The sequence below is a fragment of the Acinetobacter sp. WCHAc060042 genome (assembly GCF_003231195.1).
Lineage (GTDB): Bacteria > Pseudomonadota > Gammaproteobacteria > Pseudomonadales > Moraxellaceae > Acinetobacter.
The window spans coordinates 39,500-56,626 of record NZ_QKVN01000009.1 but is presented as its reverse complement, the minus strand read 5'-3'; the positions used below and the strand labels follow the sequence as shown (position 1 = coordinate 56,626).

Here is a 17,127-nt window from a genome sequence, read left to right as displayed (position 1 = left end):
ACACAAATATTTAATATGCAGCTTTATTAATGAAACCCTTAAACACCGTTAAAAATATAATTTTAATATCCAATAGAAGACTCCACGTTCGGATATATTCCAAGTCACATTCAACACGCTTTTCCATCTTATCCAAAGTATCTGTTTCCCCACGCCACCCACGAATCTGTGCTAAGCCCGTAATACCAGGCTTCACTTTATGTCTAAGCATGTAGCCCGTGATTAGTTTGCGATATTCTTCATTGTGCGCTGCTGCATGTGGACGCGGACCTACAACAGACATACTGCCTAATAAAACGTTAAAAAATTGCGGTAGTTCATCTAAAGATGTCCGTCTTAAAAAGCCACCTATTGGGGTCAACCGAGGGTCATTTTTAATGGCCTGAGTTACTTTAGTTCCATTTTCCATGACATTCATACTTCTAAATTTGTAAACTAAGATCGGCTTTCCATTTAAACCATAACGCGTCTGCTTAAAGAAAACCGGACCTTTAGATGTCAATTTAATAGCAATTGAAATACCAATTAAAATTGGAGAAATCAACAGTAAAATAACCAGTGCAAAACAAATATCTTCAATGCGCTTCAGTAAAGTATTAATACCTGTTAAACGAGTATCTATAATTGGAATGATCGGCGTACCATTAATATCTTCAACACGCGAGTATAAAAAGTCATGCGAGAACAACTCAGGAATAATTACTGTTGAACATGTAGTATCTGCTAAAGACTTAATAACTTGATCCGCTTGTTCAATATTATCTTGATTGATCACCACATAAACCTTATTAATTTTTTGTTTGTGAACAATCTCCATCGCATCATCAAGTCCACCAGAATAAACAAAGCGGTCATAGTCCTGTCTAAATGAGAACACACCTATTGGGTTAAAACCCGTCCACTCTGAGTGCTTTAAGTCTTGAAAAAGCTTCAACGCTTTGTCTGTATTACCCAATATCAGGACATCATTTGCGCGAATAAAATATTTAAAAAATAATGCATATGCCAATCGAATAAAAACGCGCAGCGCAGACATAATAAAAATGACACAAATAAAGTAAGATATAACAATCTGTAGATTTATTTTCCCTAAAAGAAAAAGAACTGGGCTCACCAAAACAACACTTAATAGAATATTTTTAAGACAAAAAATTAATTCATTAAATAGGCTAACACCACGCCATGAGCGATAAAAATCAGTCAAGCCACCAATGAGCTGAAATAAACTGACCACACTCAAAAACATTAAAAGCGTTCTATTATCTACAGGAATATTATTTATTTTAGAAATAAAATAAAAACCCAAATAAATTGCTACAACATCACAAAAACGTTGTAATATTGACACATATGATGCATGTAACCTTGAAGCCATTTTTTGCCTATATTTTGTTTTTCCAGGCTTAATAAAAGTCAATCTTTTATAAAGTGTAAATTAGTTGAAAAGCTCGTTCTTATGAGACACAAGAAGTTACCCCAACCCTATAATTAAAATGATATTATTTACATTTACCACTATACCAAGAATTTAAGTTTCTCAAAGAGCAGTTTGTATAAATTAAGTACTAAATTTTGAAACCAATAGCTACTATTTATAGTAGTATTCACTTTAGTTGCTCAAAACATCTTGAATTCATTCTTCTGCGTCCACTATCGTAACACCATCCCCATTTCCAAAAATATTGCCATGCACTCTTTAAGTGCGCTTTTAATAATATAGGATTTTTATAAGACCCTTGCTCATGTGCGTGCACTACTTGCACAAGAGGATAGTAAACATTACCAAATTTTTCAGCACAGCGACGTGATAGATCAACATCTTCCATATACATGAAAAAACGCTCATCGAATCCGTTTAATTCAATTAATGCTTTAGACTTAAAGAGCATAAAACAACCATGAATATAGGGAGCAAAGATAGGTTTGGAAAGGTTAAAATTTTTCAGCAAATAGTTTTCATCGAGTTGTTCTGCAAATTTTGGAGAAAAACGACGAGCAAATAAATTTAAAGGAGATGGAAGTAGTCGAGCACCATATTGGTTTTCACCAGTCTCATATATAATTTTAGGTAAAAAGAGAGCTTCTTCACGTGTTTGAACAAAGTTTAATAATTTTTCAAATTCAGATGAGTCAAAGACAATATCTGGATTACAGATTAAAAAGTAATCAGACTGCGCTGCAAATCGCTTAATTGCATAATTATGCCCATAACCAAATCCAAAGTTTCCTTCGGACTTGAGATAAGTTACACGAGGATGATTAAATGAAGCCGCCCAATCACTACTATCATTATCGACCAATATTACTTTTTGAATAAAAGATACTGCCAATAGACTATCTAAAGTAAGTTTTAAATCTTGATAAGAATGTTTATATACTACGATAGAAGCAAATATTTTTATATTAAACATGATAATCTCTACTTTGATTTATCCCATCTTTAATTGCTTTAAAATAATATTTGATATAATCAATTTTTTTGTCTTTCAACAGAAATAAAAGTATTTGAATAGCAAAGTTAGTGATCATTAGTTTTGAAGTCAGAATTTTTGGAATATAAGGCATTTTCCACATGAAAAACAAGTTACGAACCCGATAGTATCTTCTATAACCTGAATGAACTGGAATTTTAAAGTTTAACAAATTAATCGTATCATCTCCAACACTATGTCTCATAACAGCCTTTTCTGACATATATAATTTATAGCCTTTACTTAAAGCTCTAAAACACCACTCTGTATCGACATAGTCAATAAAAAATTCCTCTTTCATCAACCCGATATCTTTCAGTGTCTCTACAGAAATTAAAGTACCAGATGATATTAAAAAACTAACCTCAATTGGGGTAGAAATATTTTCTACAGAAATCTTATCAATAAGACCGTACTTATTAAATCTTAATGCTGGAAAATAAAAACCTTTACTTTCATCTACAAATCTAGGGCCAATAGCAGCAATTTTCTCATGATTAGCATATATCTTTCGATAGTCACTCATTAAATCATCTACAAAATGATTACTTACATTACTATCTTGATCAAAGAAAAGGATATAGTCTGCATCAATTTTAATAGCCTTTTCTATTCCTACATTTTGAGCAAAGGCAATTCCTTGATTTTTGCTCAAGCTTAACAGCTCAACATTACTCTTAAATGCTGTGTTTTTAAATGCTTCATTTGTAGAATAATTATCAACTATTATTATACTTACACAACTATTATTAAGATTGTCTAATAGCACTCTCAGACAATCAATATTCGGGTTGTAGGTAACAATTACTGCAACTATATTCATATAATCCTATTATTTGCAAATTTAAATCTTGAGAGAAGAGCAATTAACACTGGAGGCAAACCATACCCTGCTACAACCATAATATTAGTAAAACACTGTAAAACAGAAATACAACATAAAATCCCAATGACAATGATCTTATATTTAGAAGGTGTAAGCTTTGTGACAACAAAGACAACTAGTATATACCATATAAATAATACCATAGCACCAGGTATTCCTGCGACTTGTACAACATCACCATACATAGTTGAAACATTAAATTCTTCCTGCAACAGCATTGTTTGCTGTTGATTATCAGGGAAAATTCTCTTTTGAAGAAAATCAATTAAAATGTGATATTTAAAAGCATTCTCAATGTCAACGTTACTTGGAATATTATTAACCTGATATTGTAAATTAGAGAAGGGGGTTACTAAATACAAATATGACCAAAAAAACTCTGTAGGTACATTAGATTGATAAAAATTCGAATTTGCCTGACCTACTGTAAGAATAATATCGTTACCTTGATATCCGCTTGAGACCATTCGGTAGTTTCCAACCACTCCAAACAAATATAATGTGATTACACTTCCTATTATAGTTAAAATAACTTTCTTAGGAGTAAGATTATTTTTTAATAAGAAGTGAATAACCAAACTACTAAATAATATAAATATCACAGCTCCTCTATTTATAATTAAAACACAAAATAATATAGAGAATAAATATAGAAATAGATCACTTCTATTTCTGCTAGCCAAATAATTATAAAATGAAATTAACCCAATAGATATTAGATATGGCAGAAATATTGCATGGAAAGTTGGTATACCAAATGCAAAATAATCGTGAAATTCTCCTTTCATAACTTTAATGAGAGGTATTCCCTTTGCATATAAGAATTCTAAAGCCACACCAACTACAGAAAAAACCCAAACAAAATGATTCTTATACTTAATACTTTCCAGAGAAATATTTTTAAAATTACTTCTAAATATTAAAGAAAGAAAAAAGCTAATTACAACTGTTGATAATATAAATAATGTTAAATTACCCGACAACTTCGGCTGTATATCTGACCATTGTAACGGATAAATTAAAATAATGAAGACAAATACAGAAGAATAAATAAAAAATGGATTAAAAATATATTTAATCATTATCAAATCCACCTTTAAAATTACCGTAAACTTTAAAATATGCTACAGAGAATAAAAGAATAAGAATGAAAATTTCAATTATTAGCATAGATAAAAAAACTCCTAAGAATTCAAAACATAATATTAATGTAAAAATCAAAGGAACATATATTATAGATGCTAACATATATATATATTTAAGAAACTTACTATTTCCACTTGGTATAATTACGAAATTAACAAGAATAGATGCAATAGAAATAAAAAATTGCATTATTATTGCTAAATTAAGAAGATTAAATATTTCATATTTTGGAAATAAATAACTCAAAATATACTCCCCAATTAAATTATTTAGTAGAATTACTAAAAACCCTATAGAAATAAAAATTTTAAATATTAGTTTTATATATGCTACATATTCTCTTTTATCTTCATATTCATAAATCACACAAACCTTAGAGAAAAAACTTTGATTTATTGGTACATACATTTGCCTTAATGCAGATATAAGTCGTTCAATTAGAGTGTACAAACCTAAAGCATAATCACCAAACACTCCTTTTACGACTAGAGGAGTCAAATAAGTAAATCCTAATGTGAAAAAGGATGCTATAAAATTTTCGAAACTTTCTCTAGTTTCTTTTATTGCTATCTCTTTATTAATTAAACTAAACTTAAAATTAATTATTCTATTCTTTCTAATTATAGATTGTATTAACAATCCTATGATTACATAAGGTAATAGCTGTAAGAAAATTGCATACCATATATCTCCAGCATCATCTACCAAGAAAAAAATTGGAATAATAAACAACAGTCTAACTATAACAGTTACAGCTGCGAGAACTGAATTCTTCCCTAAACCGTTAAACAAGTATGCGGGAGTTAATATTGAAGTAAACGAGAATAACAAACACAAAAAAATTATATAAAAATCCAATTTATTAATATCTATAAAAAATATAATTACACTTGAGATTACTAACAATAATGTAAAAATTATAGTTTTAGAAAATTGAATATTTGTATATATAACATCTGAAATATCATTACTCTCTTTATTAAGACTAATACTTTTAGCGCCAGATAGAATAAATCCAAAATCAACAATAAATGTAAATAAAAAAAATAGCGTTGTTGCAAAACCTATTTTCCCAAAACTCTCCACACCTAATTTTGCTGCCAAGTAAGGAAAGGTTAATAATGGAATTAGAAAATTAGAAACTTGTATAAGGTAAAGATACAACGTTTCCTTTTTTACGTTATTTTCAATCATTGTGATGCTACAATATTAATCTAAAATAATGCTTTGTTATTTTCTGCATCTTTTAGCGTCGGAGCAAACTTATCCTTATCGGTTAACTTTAACTCCAAACCACTTTCAACAGGCCATTCAATTGCAATATCGGCATCATCCCAAACGATGCTTCTTTCACACTCTTTAGAATAATAGTTTGTCGTTTTGTATAAAAACTGCGTATTATCCTCCAAAGCAATAAAGCCGTGTGCAAAACCTGCTGGAATCCAGAACTGCTTGTGGTTTTCACCAGTAAGTTCTACACCGACCCATTGACCAAATGTAGGTGAATCTTGGCGAATATCAACAGCTACATCCCAAGCACGGCCTTGTACTACACGCACCAATTTGCCCTGAGCATGTGGATTCAGCTGGTAATGCAACCCTCTCAGTACACCTTTTTGAGAGTACGAATGATTATCCTGAACAAAATTTGGAACCTCAAGACCGCGCTCTGTTAGAGCCTGTTCAAAGTTTTTTTGATTAAAACTTTCCATAAACCAACCACGATCATCACCAAACACACGTGGTTCAAGTATAAGTAGGCCATTAATTTTTGTTTCAATAATATTCATTCGTATCACTCAGTTTTATCTAGTCTTTTTTTTTCTAGCAATGCTTATGCTTGATGCTCTTTAAGCAATTTAAGCAAGTACTGACCATAGCCCGTCTTTTTAAAGAACTCACCACGCGCTTTGAGCTGATCGGCATTGATCCATCTATTGTTGAAAGAAATTTCTTCCAAACTCGCCACTTTCAAACCCTGACGGTGTTCAATGGTTTGTACAAACTGACTTGCTTCGAGCAATGAGTCATGCGTACCTGTGTCTAACCACGCAAAACCACGGCCAAGCACTTCAACATTCAACTCGTTTTGCTGTAAATAAACATTATTGACATCCGTAATTTCTAACTCACCACGGTGCGATGGCTGAATATTTTTAGCAATTTCAACCACTTTATTATCATAGAAATATAAACCCGTTACCGCGTAGTTTGATTTTGGTTGTTCAGGCTTTTCTTCAATACTGAGAGCCTTTCCTTCTGCGTCAAAGTCAACTACACCAAAACGTTCAGGATCATTTACATAATAACCAAAGACTGTTGCACCACTAACTTGTGACGCTGCACGTTTGAGTTGCTCACTAAAGTGTTGACCATAGAAAATGTTATCGCCCAAAATCAGACAAACATTATCCTCACCAATAAACTCTTCCCCTAAAATAAAGGCTTGAGCAAGACCATCTGGTGATGGTTGGACTTTATAAGAAAGTTTAATTCCGAGCTCTTCACCTGTACCTAAAAGTTTTTCAAAATTAGGTAAATCTTCTGGTGTCGAAATAATCAAAACTTCATTAATCCCTGCCAGCATCAGAACTGATAAAGGATAATAAATCATAGGCTTATCATAAATTGGGAGTAACTGTTTTGACGTTCCCATAGTAATTGGATACAAACGTGTACCTGACCCACCCGCAAGAATAATGCCTTTGCGTTTTATTTGACTCATGGAAGAAGTTCCTCTAATACTTGTGCTACACCTTGCTGCCAATGTGGCAGGTGTAATTTAAAATTTTGTTGTAACTTATCTGTATTTAAACGTGAATTTAAAGGGCGCTTTGCTGGTGTTGGGTAAGCTTGTGTTTCTATTGGATTCACTTGTTTTAAAATCAGTGGTTGATTATGTTCACGTGCCTGTGCAAACACAAATTGTGCATAATCATACCATGTTGTTTCACCTGTAGGCGCTAAATGGTAATGACCGTGCAACAGTATTTTTTGTTCATCCGACTGTAAAGTATAATAGCGAATAGCTTGAGCCGTGACATCTGCAATCAGTGCTGCCCCAGTAGGTACACCAACTTGATCTTGGATGATATTCAGCTCTTCTTTCATTTGCGCCAATTTGAGCATGGTCTTAATGAAATTATTTCCTCGCGCCGCATAGACCCAACAGGTACGGAAATTCAGAAATGGAACTCCGCTTTGCTCTAAAGCAAGCTCACCATCTCGTTTAGTTTGACCATACAAATTAACTGGGGCAGTTTGGTCATCCTCTTTCCATGCCAAAACACCTGTGCCATCAAACACATAGTCTGTTGAATAATGGATCAACAATGCACTATGCTTTTGACATTCCTCAGCCAAATGTTTAACCGCTAAAGCATTGATAAGATGTGCCTGTTCAGCATCAGACTCCGCCTTATCTACAGCAGTATAAGCGCTTGCATTCACAACAATATCTGGGCGAATTTGTTCAAAGGCTTTTGAGATTTCTGCAAAGTTTGCAACATCACCACACCAACCCTCAGGGTTTGTTTGACGATCTAAAGCAATCACCTCTCCAAGTGGTTGGAGTGCACGCTGTAACTCCCACCCCACTTGGCCATTTTTTCCTAACAACAGTATTTTCATAGTATTACGCAACTTAATTTGTTTCTTCTGCAACCTGATACTGTTGATTGATCCAATTTTGATATTCACCACTTTGAATATGTTGAACCCACGCTTGGTTATTCAAATACCACTCAACGGTTTTTCTTAAACCCGTTTCAAAACTTTCTTCAGGCACCCAACCAAGGTCTTTTTGAATTTTGCTTGCATCAATTGCATAGCGTAAATCGTGACCAGGGCGATCTGTCACATAAGTAATCAAGTCTTCATAACGAGCCACACCATTTGGTTTATTTGGTGCAAGTTCTTCTAACAATGTGCAAATGGCTTTAACAACATCAATATTCTTTTGTTCGTTATGACCGCCAATATTATAAGTTTCACCAACAGCAGCCTCAGTAACCACTTTATATAAAGCACGTGCATGGTCTTCTACAAATAGCCAATCACGAATTTGATGCCCATTACCATATACAGGTAATGCTTTGCCATTGAGGGCATTCAAAATAATTAATGGAATCAGCTTTTCTGGGAAATGATAAGGGCCATAGTTGTTTGAGCAATTGGTTAAAACGACAGGTAAACCATAGGTTCGGTGCCATGCACGAACCAAATGATCTGAACTAGCCTTACTTGCTGAATATGGTGAACTTGGAGCATACGGTGTTGTCTCAAGGAACAAGTCATCTGTACCTTCTAAGTCACCATAAACCTCATCCGTTGAAATGTGGTGGAAACGAAATGCTTGCTTTTTATCTTCGCTTAAACCGTTCCAATAATGACGAGCAGCCTCCAACAACTGGTATGTTCCAATAATATTGGTTTCAACAAATGCAGCAGGGCCTGTAATTGAACGGTCAACATGCGATTCAGCAGCCAAATGCATCACAGCATCTGGTTGAAAACTTTCAAATAATTGATCTAATGCAATGCGATCACAAATATCAGTTTGGGAAAATTGATAACGCTCATTATTTTCAACCAATGCCAACGATTCTAAATTACCCGCATAAGTGAGTTTATCAACATTGAGTACCTGATGGGGTGTATTTTGAATAATATGGCGAACGACTGCTGAACCAATAAAACCAGCACCGCCTGTTACCAATAATTTCATATTTTCCTGCTCTTAATTTAAATTGATTGATAGCAAAATAATTTTAGGTTATCTATAGATAAATAAGATGTTTCTTTATTCTAAAACTATTTCAGTATTTTATTCAAAATATGTGAATGAATTGTATAAATAGTTTAATTGAACACGTTAGGCTTTATCAAATGAACATCAATAAAATATATCAATTCTTGTGCAAATCTTTGGTTTTGTAACCCTCTACATAGGTTTGTAAGATATTTTTAATTTTTGCCTGATTATCTCCTTGTTCAGATAAATCAGATAACTGCAAAAATACGCTGTTAATTTGATCAAAAAAATAAAAATGCTCATACGATTTTAAAATTCGTTCATGATCAGTTTTGCTAACATTTTCAGATTCGATGAGTAGCTCTTCATATAGTTTTTCACCTGGACGCAGTCCAGTAAACTGAAGTGCAATATCACCTAGACCTTTTTCATCTATAGGTTTAAACCCACTTAGACGGATCATCTGTTTAGCCAAATCAACAATTTTAACGGGTTCACCCATATCCAGTAGAAAAACATCTCCGCCTGTTCCCATTGCCCCCGCCTGAATCACCAACTGCGCAGCCTCAGGAATGGTCATAAAATAACGAGTCACCTCAGGATGCGTTACTGTAACAGGTCCACCTTTTTCAATCTGTTTTTTAAACAAAGGAACGACAGAACCTGATGAACCTAATACATTACCAAAACGCACTATACTGATTTGTGTTTGCGGTTTTGTGGCAGCTAAACCTTGACAATACAATTCTGCCATCCGTTTCGATGCACCCATGACATTGGTTGGACGTACAGCTTTGTCCGTAGAAATCAAGACAAAGGTTTCAACCCCTTGAGCCACAGCGGCATCAACACTACGGGCCGTACCAATTGAAGTATTATAGATCCCTTCAAACGGATTGGCCTCAACCAAGGGCACATGCTTATAAGCTGCTGCATGGTAAACCGTTTGCACAGCATGCTCTTGCAATATACGTTCCAATTTTATTTGGTGAGTCACAGAACCTAGTATAGGCACTACTTCTACACCTGCGTTTTGTAATTCGCGATCAATGGAATACAGTGCAAATTCAGACATTTCAAATAAAACAAGGCATTTGGGTTGATGCTTCACGATCTGACGGCAAAGTTCTGAACCAATTGATCCACCTGCACCAGTTACCATCACCACTTTATTTTTAATATTTTTTTCTAAAAGCGCTAACTTTGGTGGTACTGGATCACGCCCTAGTAAGTCAATAATGTCGACTTCTCTGATGTCAGAGACTTGAACGCGGCCACCTACCAGTTGGGTGACACCAGGCAGTTCCATAATTTTGACATTAGACGGTTCAAAAGACTCAATAATTGCTTTTTTACGTGTACGACTTACAGATGGCATAGCCAGTAATATTTCTTCGATGTGAAACTTACGAAATGCTCCGAGTGCCTTTTTCGGTGAAAAGATTTTTAGTCCGCTTAAAGACTGCCCTTGTAGCGAAGCTTTATCATCAATAAAACAGACGGGCAAATAGTCATCCGAGCGATATAATGCGGCCGCAATTTGCTGCCCCGCAAGCCCTGCACCATAAATCGCGACACGCTTACGGTTTTGCTTTTTCACAAAAGTACGCAGTGTGGCATAGCGAATCACAGCACGGCTCCACCACATCCAAGAAAACAGCACAAAGCCGTACATGAGCGGAATGCTCATAGGAATAAAGGCTAAACCAAGTTTCTTAACCGCATATAACCCAACAATTTGAATAAATGTCGCAATCGAGATCCGTAGCAAATAGTCTTCATTGAAGGAGCGTACAATCGCGCTATAAATGCCGAGTAAGGCAAAAATTGCGACACCAAAAACACCTACATACAGATACCAGAAATCTAAACCTTCCATGACGGGAACATTGGGTTTGGCTAGCCGAATGGCATAAACCAGCCACATCATCAAAGGCAAAACACAGATATCCATGACCACTAAAACAGCTTGTTTTTGACGGCGCGGCAGTGATGCAATGACTCGGATAATGTCTTTCACGATGGGCTCAATGGTTTAGATAAAGGCAAAAAGTTGCATAACAAATTATACGCTGTTTCACATGGAGATTTGTGAGATCACCTGTTGGATACTATCCACCGTTTTTTGCATGTTGCTGTCGGACAAAGTCGGATGTACCAAGAACATTAAACTGCTTTCTCCCAAGCTTTTGGCATTAACCAGTCGTTGCTCAGGACGCCACGGCGTTCCATCGAAGGCTTTTTCTAAATACACTTCTGAACATGAACCACTAAAGCATGGCACACCCAGTGCATTAATTTCCGCCATAATGCGATCACGCGACCAACCTTCTGGCAATTGTGCTGTATTCACTTGTACATAAGCCTTATATGCCGCATGAACATAATTCGCAGGTGGCATTGGCACAGTAAAATAAGGGTTATTTTCAAAACTTGCTAAAACGCGACGCATATGCGCATTACGCACTTGCGTCCATTCTGGCATTTGTTGGAGTTGTAAGCGTCCGATGACAGCCTGCATTTCCATCATGCGCCAGTTGGTGCCAAAGCTGTCATGTAACCAACGAAAGCCGGGCGGGTGCTGTTTGTTATAAATGCTGTCAAAGTTTTTACCGTGATCTTTATATGACCACATTTTTTTCCATAAATTTTCATCATTGGTGGTGACCATACCGCCTTCACCACCCGTGGTCATGATCTTGTCTTGGCAAAATGACCATGCGCCAATATGCCCAATTGAACCTGCGGATTGACCTTTATAGAATGCACCATGGGCTTGAGCACAATCTTCGATGACCCAAATCCCTTTTTCCTCAGCCAACTGCATGATCGGGTCCATATCACACATCCAACCTGCCAAATGTACACAAATTATGGCTTTGGTTTTCGGAGTAAGCACAGCTTCAATGGTACGGCGTGAAATATTCTGTGAATCCAGTTCAACATCGGCAAAAACAGGATTGGCACCAGCCGTCACAATTGAACTGGCAGATGCAAGAAATGTCCGTGAAGTGACGATCACATCATCGCCTGTGCCAACGCCAAGGGCTTTTAAGGCCAAATCCAGTGCGACTGTGCCATTCGCTACAGCGACGGCATACTGCGTCTGTGCAAATGCTGCAAATTCTTTTTCAAACTCACGGCACTCTTGTCCTGTCCAATAATTGACTTTATTGGATAAAAGAACCTTTGACACCGCATCTGCTTCAGCTGAGGTGAAACTTGGCCACGGTTCAAATGCAGTGTTTAACATGAGTTTTTCCTAAATTTATCATTTACTGGTCAGTATACGGGCAGGATTTCCCACCACTGTTACGCCCGCAGGCACGCTTTTGGTCACCACAGCGCCCATACCCACCACAGCACCACGACCAATCACCAAAGGTTGCGCAGGTGTGCCTTGTTTAATCACGGCACCTGCACCAATATAAACATGGTCTTCTATATGAATATTACCGTTGCATTTTACGCCCGGTGCAAACGTGACGAAATCACCAATCACACAATCATGCTCGACATAACTATATAAGTTGGCATGAAAACATTTGCCAATTTTAATATTGGATGTAATCGTGACAAAAGGACTCAACGCAGCACCTGCGCCAAGTTCTACCGTATCCATCAGCAGCGTATTATCTGCCTGCACTGACCACAATGGAAGACCATCTTGCTCCAGTTTCAGCGCAATTTTTTCACGGACTTGACTGTTGGCAATTGCAATCAGTACCGCTTTGAAAGATACAGGCTCCGCTTTAAATTGTGGGTAGTTCATGGCACGATGACCATTCACTATGGTAATTTCAGTCAAAGCATCATCAATAAACACAATTTCAGCAGGCTCTTGCTGACGTGCTAATTGTTGACGTGCTACAGGCATCAAACTACGTCCACACCCCGAAGCACCATATACGGCATACAGCTTAGTCATGTTTGCTGCCTGTGAATTTATGCATCGTGACATCACCTTCGGCACTAATATCATCTTTTGCGAGTACTTTTTTGACGGTTTTCAGCATGATTTTAAAGTCGAGCCACAAGGACTGATTGTTGACATACCATGTGTCGAGTTCAAACTTCTTTTCCCATGAGATGGCATTACGTCCATTCACCTGCGCATAGCCCGTGATGCCGGGACGTACATCATGGCGTTTGGCTTGTTCGCTATTATATAAAGGCAAATATTCCATCAACAACGGGCGTGGTCCCACGATACTCATGTCCCCTTTAATCACATTCCATAGCTCTGGCATTTCATCCAAACTGGTGGCGCGGAGCATTTTACCAAAGGGCGTTAAACGCTCACTATCGGGTAGTGGATTGCCTGCTGTATCCAGTGCATCTTTCATGCTACGAAACTTAATCATTTCAAACGGTTGCCCATGTAAACCCGGGCGGGTTTGGCGAAAAAGTACGGGAGAACCCAAATTCTTTTTTACTTTATACGCCACCAGCGCATAGACAGGAGATAGCAGCACCAAAGCAGTTGAGGCGATCGCGACATCTAAAATTCGTTTCAGCATGCTTAAACTCCCATCTCGGACATCATGTGGGCATTCACTTGATGGACATCATATTTCTCTAAAGCGATTTCACGCGAACGTTGCCCCATCTGTACCATCAGTTGTGGGTCATCAATAAAAGTTTGCATAGCTTGCACCAATTCTTCAACTGACTTCACTGGCACCAAATACCCGTTCTGACCATGGACCACTGTTTCTCGGCAACCCGGGGCATCCGTAGTAATAATGGCACGCCCCATCGCCATAGCCTCAAGTACGGTGCGAGGTGTACCCTCACGATAAGATGGCAAGACATAGACCGAACTGGCTGCAATCGCAGGTCGTACATCACTGAGTTTACCCCAATAATTGACGACTTTCTCTGCCACCCAAGCATCTAGTTCGGCTTGCGCAATCGCAGCAGGATTTTCATCAATCCAACCCACCAAATGAAACTCGACTTCTGGATGCTTTGCTTTGATGATGCGAGCCGCTTCTGCATATTCTCGCACCCCCTTATCCCCCAATAAACGAGCAATCAGCAAAAAAGAAACCTTTGCTTGGCCATGTTCATTTTTAGGTAAATCCAGTACTGCAAAATCCTGCACATTCACCCCAGAACCATTCACCACCACCGTCAGTTTTTGAGATGATAGGAGTTGCATGCTTTGAAATAATTTTAAGTCGTCGGGATTTTGAAAAAAGACTTTGTGTGCATGCTTGAGCGCTTGCGCATACAGACCATGCACCATTTTTTGAAAAATACTGCGTTGACCCGATTCCGCATTTTGAAAGGCATACCCCAAACCCGTAATCAATGCAAAACGATGGGGCACTTTTGCCAAGCTTGCAGCCAATGTGCCATAAATCACGGGCTTAATGGTATAAGACAGCACATAATCAGGCTGAATTTGGCGAATCAGCTGATACATCGCTTTTAAGGTTTTGAGGTCTTGGATTGGGTTGGTTCCTGTACGTTGCATGGGCAGCGTATGTAGCTGATAACCCAATTGCTGCAGTTTATTCAACTCATCAGGATAGTCGTGTAAATCAGGCGCTAAGACATGTATTTCTAAACCCTGAGCATGAATCGCCTCTAACAATTTACCGCGAAAGTTCAGTACAGAAGGTAGATAACTACTGATCATCAAAAATTTCATCAACCTTGTCTCCATACCGTCATGTATTGCTGGCTTACGTGCTGAATACTAAAATTCTGCTCTACCCGCGCCCGTGTTTGTTGCTTTAAACTGCGCTTATCAGCCTGCGACAATTTTACATAGTTTAAAATCGCCGCTTTCAACCCTGCTACATCGCGTGGCGCAACCACCCAACCTTTCTCTTCTACAATATATTTAGCATCCCCAACATCCGTCGTGATGCAGGGTAAACCTGAGGCCATCGCTTCGACCAAAACATTGGGAAAACCTTCCGTAATCGAAGTCATCAAAAAAGCATCCAACGATTGATAAAAAGCTGGCATATCCGAAACCTGATCGAAGAGCTGTACTTTTTGTGGATCTAACTGATGCTCAGCAAAGGCTTGCTTGATTTCAGGGGTGGCTAAATTGGCACCACTTCCCGCAATTTTAAAAATAATCGGCTGATCTTTAAGTTCAGCAATCACTTGCAATAAATATGCATATCCTTTAGCTGTATGGTAGCGCCCTGCAAAACCAATTGTGATCGGTTCATGCAATTGCTCATTTACTTGAAACTGATCTAAGGCAACACCATTGGCAATCACCTGCTGATTTGCATTGTTAAAACCAAACGCTTGATGTTGCTCAAGGGATGAATGTGCACAATACACAATGCCTTTCGGCTGCTGAGAGAAAAGCTTGCTGAGGTTTAATGCCACTTTGGTACTCAGCGACTCTTCTTTAGGTGATGCCAGTGAATGATGAACCCCCCAAAAAATAGGTGGTTTTTGTTGCATGCCCAACAGACTTAGACTGGTCATCGCATTGGCATGGTACATCCAACCTTGTACCACATTCGGTTGAATCTGTTGCAGTAGTGTTCTGAGTTTAAGCATGACACTAAAACTGTTTATACCCTTCCAATTTAAACTGTAGTGTGAAGAGCACAGCTTCAAGGTTTCGGCATAAACATTGGATACATGCATTAATGAGATAATAATGTGTTCATACTCTGCCTGCGTTTGCGCAACCAAACGGGACAGCATCATTTCAGCGCCGCCCACACCTGCGAAGTTGGTAATCACATGTACAACCACAGGTTTGTTCATACTGCCAACCCCATCATCTGAGCATAGCGTTGCAATACCGTATCTTTATGGAACTGCTGACAGTGCTGTTCAAATTCAGCCGCAGTATATTGCACACCGTCTGCACAAAGCGCTTGCTGCATAGCCTCTGCTAATGCAGGTGCATCATCGCAAGGCACCAATAAGCCGAATTTGGCATTATCCAAAATTTCCATCGGGCCACTTGGACAATCGGTACTGACCACTTTAATTTTTGAAGCTAGCGCCTGAATCAGCACACCCGGCAAACCTTCCCAATTTGAACTCAGCACAAACAGTTCAGCATATTTAAAATAAGCATAAGGATTGGCATCAAAACCAGGTAAATCGACAACATCGTGTAGACCCAAGTCAGCACTTAAATGTTCCAGTTCCTGACGCAACTCACCTTCACCCAAAATGATCAAACGGGTATTGGGCTGCTGTTGATGTAACCTAGCAAAAGCACGAATTAAATTGGCAAAGTTCTTTGCTTCTGTTAAACGTCCAACCGCCATGATGACTTTAAGATTAGGCTCAAAAAAACGATGCGTTACAGGTGCTTGAAGTTTGACAAAATAACTGTCATCAATCACGGGGTTGTAAATGGTGACTAAATTAGACTGTTGATAGCCATAGTATTTGCGAAAATCCTCCAACACCCCATTGGATACACAAACCACTCGGTCCGCCATGGGATAGCTATAGTTCACGAGGCTTTTCAAGACAAACTTGGCAAAACCTTGCAACTTCATATTTTTCGAAGGTGTCGACACTTCACGGAAGATTAATTTGGTTTTGATTCTTGCCAGTTTCTTGGCAAAGGCACAAATGATATTGCTATGGGTTTGGGTGGCAACGACTGCAAGGTACTGCCCTGTTTTTAATTGTTGTTTTAGTGGCATCAAAGCATTCACCACTCGCCCACAGTTCAAATCAAGCAGTTGGATTTTAGGGCTGACCTCAGGACGTAATTTTCCCTTTTCACCCTGTATATTACATACAGCCAAATCCACCTGAATACCTTGCTCAGCAAAGCTATTGGCGAGCTGGATGACGGTTCGTTCAGCCCCTCCACCACCCAGTGTTGGTAAAAAGAACATCACTTTATTCAACATCATAAA

The 17,127-nt window shown here is 37.9% G+C and carries 16 protein-coding genes; all 16 read right to left on the bottom strand.

The genetic code is table 11. From position 1 onward, the window contains the following. Window positions 1-10: 10 nt before the first annotated feature. The gene (locus tag DPG01_RS05680) at window positions 11-1,375 is read right to left on the bottom strand and encodes an undecaprenyl-phosphate glucose phosphotransferase (protein ID WP_110974448.1); all 1,365 of its coding nucleotides are present in this window, start codon (window positions 1,373-1,375) and stop codon (window positions 11-13) included. Between the two features lie 229 nt (window positions 1,376-1,604). Beyond that, window positions 1,605-2,411 carry a glycosyltransferase family 2 protein gene (locus tag DPG01_RS05675; protein WP_110974447.1) on the bottom strand — a complete coding sequence of 269 codons (807 nt, stop codon included), beginning with the start codon at window positions 2,409-2,411 and terminating at the stop codon, window positions 1,605-1,607. Then, window positions 2,404-3,294, bottom strand: a complete 891-nt coding sequence (locus DPG01_RS05670; RefSeq protein ID WP_110974446.1) for a glycosyltransferase family 2 protein — start codon at window positions 3,292-3,294, stop codon at window positions 2,404-2,406. Before DPG01_RS05670 ends, DPG01_RS05675 begins: the two co-directional genes overlap by 8 nt. Next, complete coding sequence (locus DPG01_RS05665; protein WP_110974445.1) at window positions 3,291-4,439, bottom strand: O-antigen polymerase; 1,149 nt, start codon at window positions 4,437-4,439, stop codon at window positions 3,291-3,293. Before DPG01_RS05665 ends, DPG01_RS05670 begins: the two co-directional genes overlap by 4 nt. Continuing rightward, a complete protein-coding gene (locus tag DPG01_RS05660) occupies window positions 4,432-5,697 on the bottom strand; it encodes an oligosaccharide flippase family protein (RefSeq protein WP_110974444.1) in 1,266 nt (421 codons plus the stop codon). The genes DPG01_RS05665 and DPG01_RS05660 overlap by 8 nt, the downstream gene beginning before the upstream one ends. Window positions 5,698-5,717: 20 nt before the next feature. Further along, on the bottom strand, window positions 5,718-6,293 hold the full coding sequence (gene rfbC / locus DPG01_RS05655) for a dTDP-4-dehydrorhamnose 3,5-epimerase (RefSeq protein ID WP_110974443.1): 576 nt from the start codon (window positions 6,291-6,293) through the stop codon (window positions 5,718-5,720). A 44-nt stretch (window positions 6,294-6,337) separates the two neighbouring features. After that, on the bottom strand, window positions 6,338-7,228 hold the full coding sequence (rfbA, locus tag DPG01_RS05650; RefSeq protein ID WP_110974442.1) for a glucose-1-phosphate thymidylyltransferase RfbA: 891 nt from the start codon (window positions 7,226-7,228) through the stop codon (window positions 6,338-6,340). Further along, the gene (gene rfbD / locus DPG01_RS05645; protein WP_110974441.1) at window positions 7,225-8,133 is read right to left on the bottom strand and encodes a dTDP-4-dehydrorhamnose reductase; all 909 of its coding nucleotides are present in this window, start codon (window positions 8,131-8,133) and stop codon (window positions 7,225-7,227) included. The genes rfbA and rfbD overlap by 4 nt, the downstream gene beginning before the upstream one ends. Window positions 8,134-8,146: 13 nt before the next feature. Further along, window positions 8,147-9,229, bottom strand: a complete 1,083-nt coding sequence (gene rfbB, locus DPG01_RS05640) for a dTDP-glucose 4,6-dehydratase (protein ID WP_110974440.1) — start codon at window positions 9,227-9,229, stop codon at window positions 8,147-8,149. 181 nt (window positions 9,230-9,410) lie between these two features. Then, on the bottom strand, window positions 9,411-11,276 hold the full coding sequence (locus DPG01_RS05635) for a polysaccharide biosynthesis protein (RefSeq protein WP_110974439.1): 1,866 nt from the start codon (window positions 11,274-11,276) through the stop codon (window positions 9,411-9,413). Between the two features lie 57 nt (window positions 11,277-11,333). Further along, window positions 11,334-12,509, bottom strand: a complete 1,176-nt coding sequence (locus tag DPG01_RS05630; protein ID WP_110974438.1) for a DegT/DnrJ/EryC1/StrS family aminotransferase — start codon at window positions 12,507-12,509, stop codon at window positions 11,334-11,336. A gap of 18 nt (window positions 12,510-12,527) precedes the next feature. Beyond that, window positions 12,528-13,184 (bottom strand): NeuD/PglB/VioB family sugar acetyltransferase, encoded by a 657-nt coding sequence (locus tag DPG01_RS05625; RefSeq protein WP_004684228.1) that lies wholly within the window; start codon window positions 13,182-13,184, stop codon window positions 12,528-12,530. Next, window positions 13,177-13,776, bottom strand: a complete 600-nt coding sequence (locus DPG01_RS05620; RefSeq protein ID WP_086210710.1) for a sugar transferase — start codon at window positions 13,774-13,776, stop codon at window positions 13,177-13,179. The genes DPG01_RS05625 and DPG01_RS05620 overlap by 8 nt, the downstream gene beginning before the upstream one ends. 2 nt (window positions 13,777-13,778) lie before the next feature. Continuing rightward, window positions 13,779-14,915 (bottom strand): glycosyltransferase family 4 protein, encoded by a 1,137-nt coding sequence (locus tag DPG01_RS05615; protein WP_110974437.1) that lies wholly within the window; start codon window positions 14,913-14,915, stop codon window positions 13,779-13,781. Further along, on the bottom strand, window positions 14,915-16,006 hold the full coding sequence (locus DPG01_RS05610) for a glycosyltransferase (RefSeq protein ID WP_110974436.1): 1,092 nt from the start codon (window positions 16,004-16,006) through the stop codon (window positions 14,915-14,917). The genes DPG01_RS05615 and DPG01_RS05610 overlap by 1 nt, the downstream gene beginning before the upstream one ends. Continuing rightward, window positions 16,003-17,124 carry a glycosyltransferase gene (locus DPG01_RS05605; protein ID WP_228156965.1) on the bottom strand — a complete coding sequence of 374 codons (1,122 nt, stop codon included), beginning with the start codon at window positions 17,122-17,124 and terminating at the stop codon, window positions 16,003-16,005. The genes DPG01_RS05610 and DPG01_RS05605 overlap by 4 nt, the downstream gene beginning before the upstream one ends. Window positions 17,125-17,127 lie beyond the last annotated feature (3 nt).

What these genes read in the sequence shown, in the direction of transcription:
- DPG01_RS05680 (WP_110974448.1), bottom strand. Translation starts at nt 1,375, where the DNA reads ATGGCTTCAAGGTTACATGCATCATATGTGTCAATATTACAACGTTTT.
- DPG01_RS05675 (WP_110974447.1), bottom strand. Translation starts at nt 2,411, where the DNA reads ATGTTTAATATAAAAATATTTGCTTCTATCGTAGTATATAAACATTCT.
- DPG01_RS05670 (WP_110974446.1), bottom strand. Translation starts at nt 3,294, where the DNA reads ATGAATATAGTTGCAGTAATTGTTACCTACAACCCGAATATTGATTGT.
- DPG01_RS05665 (WP_110974445.1), bottom strand. Translation starts at nt 4,439, where the DNA reads ATGATTAAATATATTTTTAATCCATTTTTTATTTATTCTTCTGTATTT.
- DPG01_RS05660 (WP_110974444.1), bottom strand. Translation starts at nt 5,697, where the DNA reads ATGATTGAAAATAACGTAAAAAAGGAAACGTTGTATCTTTACCTTATA.
- rfbC (WP_110974443.1), bottom strand. Translation starts at nt 6,293, where the DNA reads ATGAATATTATTGAAACAAAAATTAATGGCCTACTTATACTTGAACCA.
- rfbA (WP_110974442.1), bottom strand. Translation starts at nt 7,228, where the DNA reads ATGAGTCAAATAAAACGCAAAGGCATTATTCTTGCGGGTGGGTCAGGT.
- rfbD (WP_110974441.1), bottom strand. Translation starts at nt 8,133, where the DNA reads ATGAAAATACTGTTGTTAGGAAAAAATGGCCAAGTGGGGTGGGAGTTA.
- rfbB (WP_110974440.1), bottom strand. Translation starts at nt 9,229, where the DNA reads ATGAAATTATTGGTAACAGGCGGTGCTGGTTTTATTGGTTCAGCAGTC.
- DPG01_RS05630 (WP_110974438.1), bottom strand. Translation starts at nt 12,509, where the DNA reads ATGTTAAACACTGCATTTGAACCGTGGCCAAGTTTCACCTCAGCTGAA.
- DPG01_RS05625 (WP_004684228.1), bottom strand. Translation starts at nt 13,184, where the DNA reads ATGACTAAGCTGTATGCCGTATATGGTGCTTCGGGGTGTGGACGTAGT.
- DPG01_RS05620 (WP_086210710.1), bottom strand. Translation starts at nt 13,776, where the DNA reads ATGCTGAAACGAATTTTAGATGTCGCGATCGCCTCAACTGCTTTGGTG.
- DPG01_RS05615 (WP_110974437.1), bottom strand. Translation starts at nt 14,915, where the DNA reads ATGAAATTTTTGATGATCAGTAGTTATCTACCTTCTGTACTGAACTTT.
- DPG01_RS05610 (WP_110974436.1), bottom strand. Translation starts at nt 16,006, where the DNA reads ATGAACAAACCTGTGGTTGTACATGTGATTACCAACTTCGCAGGTGTG.
- DPG01_RS05605 (WP_228156965.1), bottom strand. Translation starts at nt 17,124, where the DNA reads ATGATGTTGAATAAAGTGATGTTCTTTTTACCAACACTGGGTGGTGGA.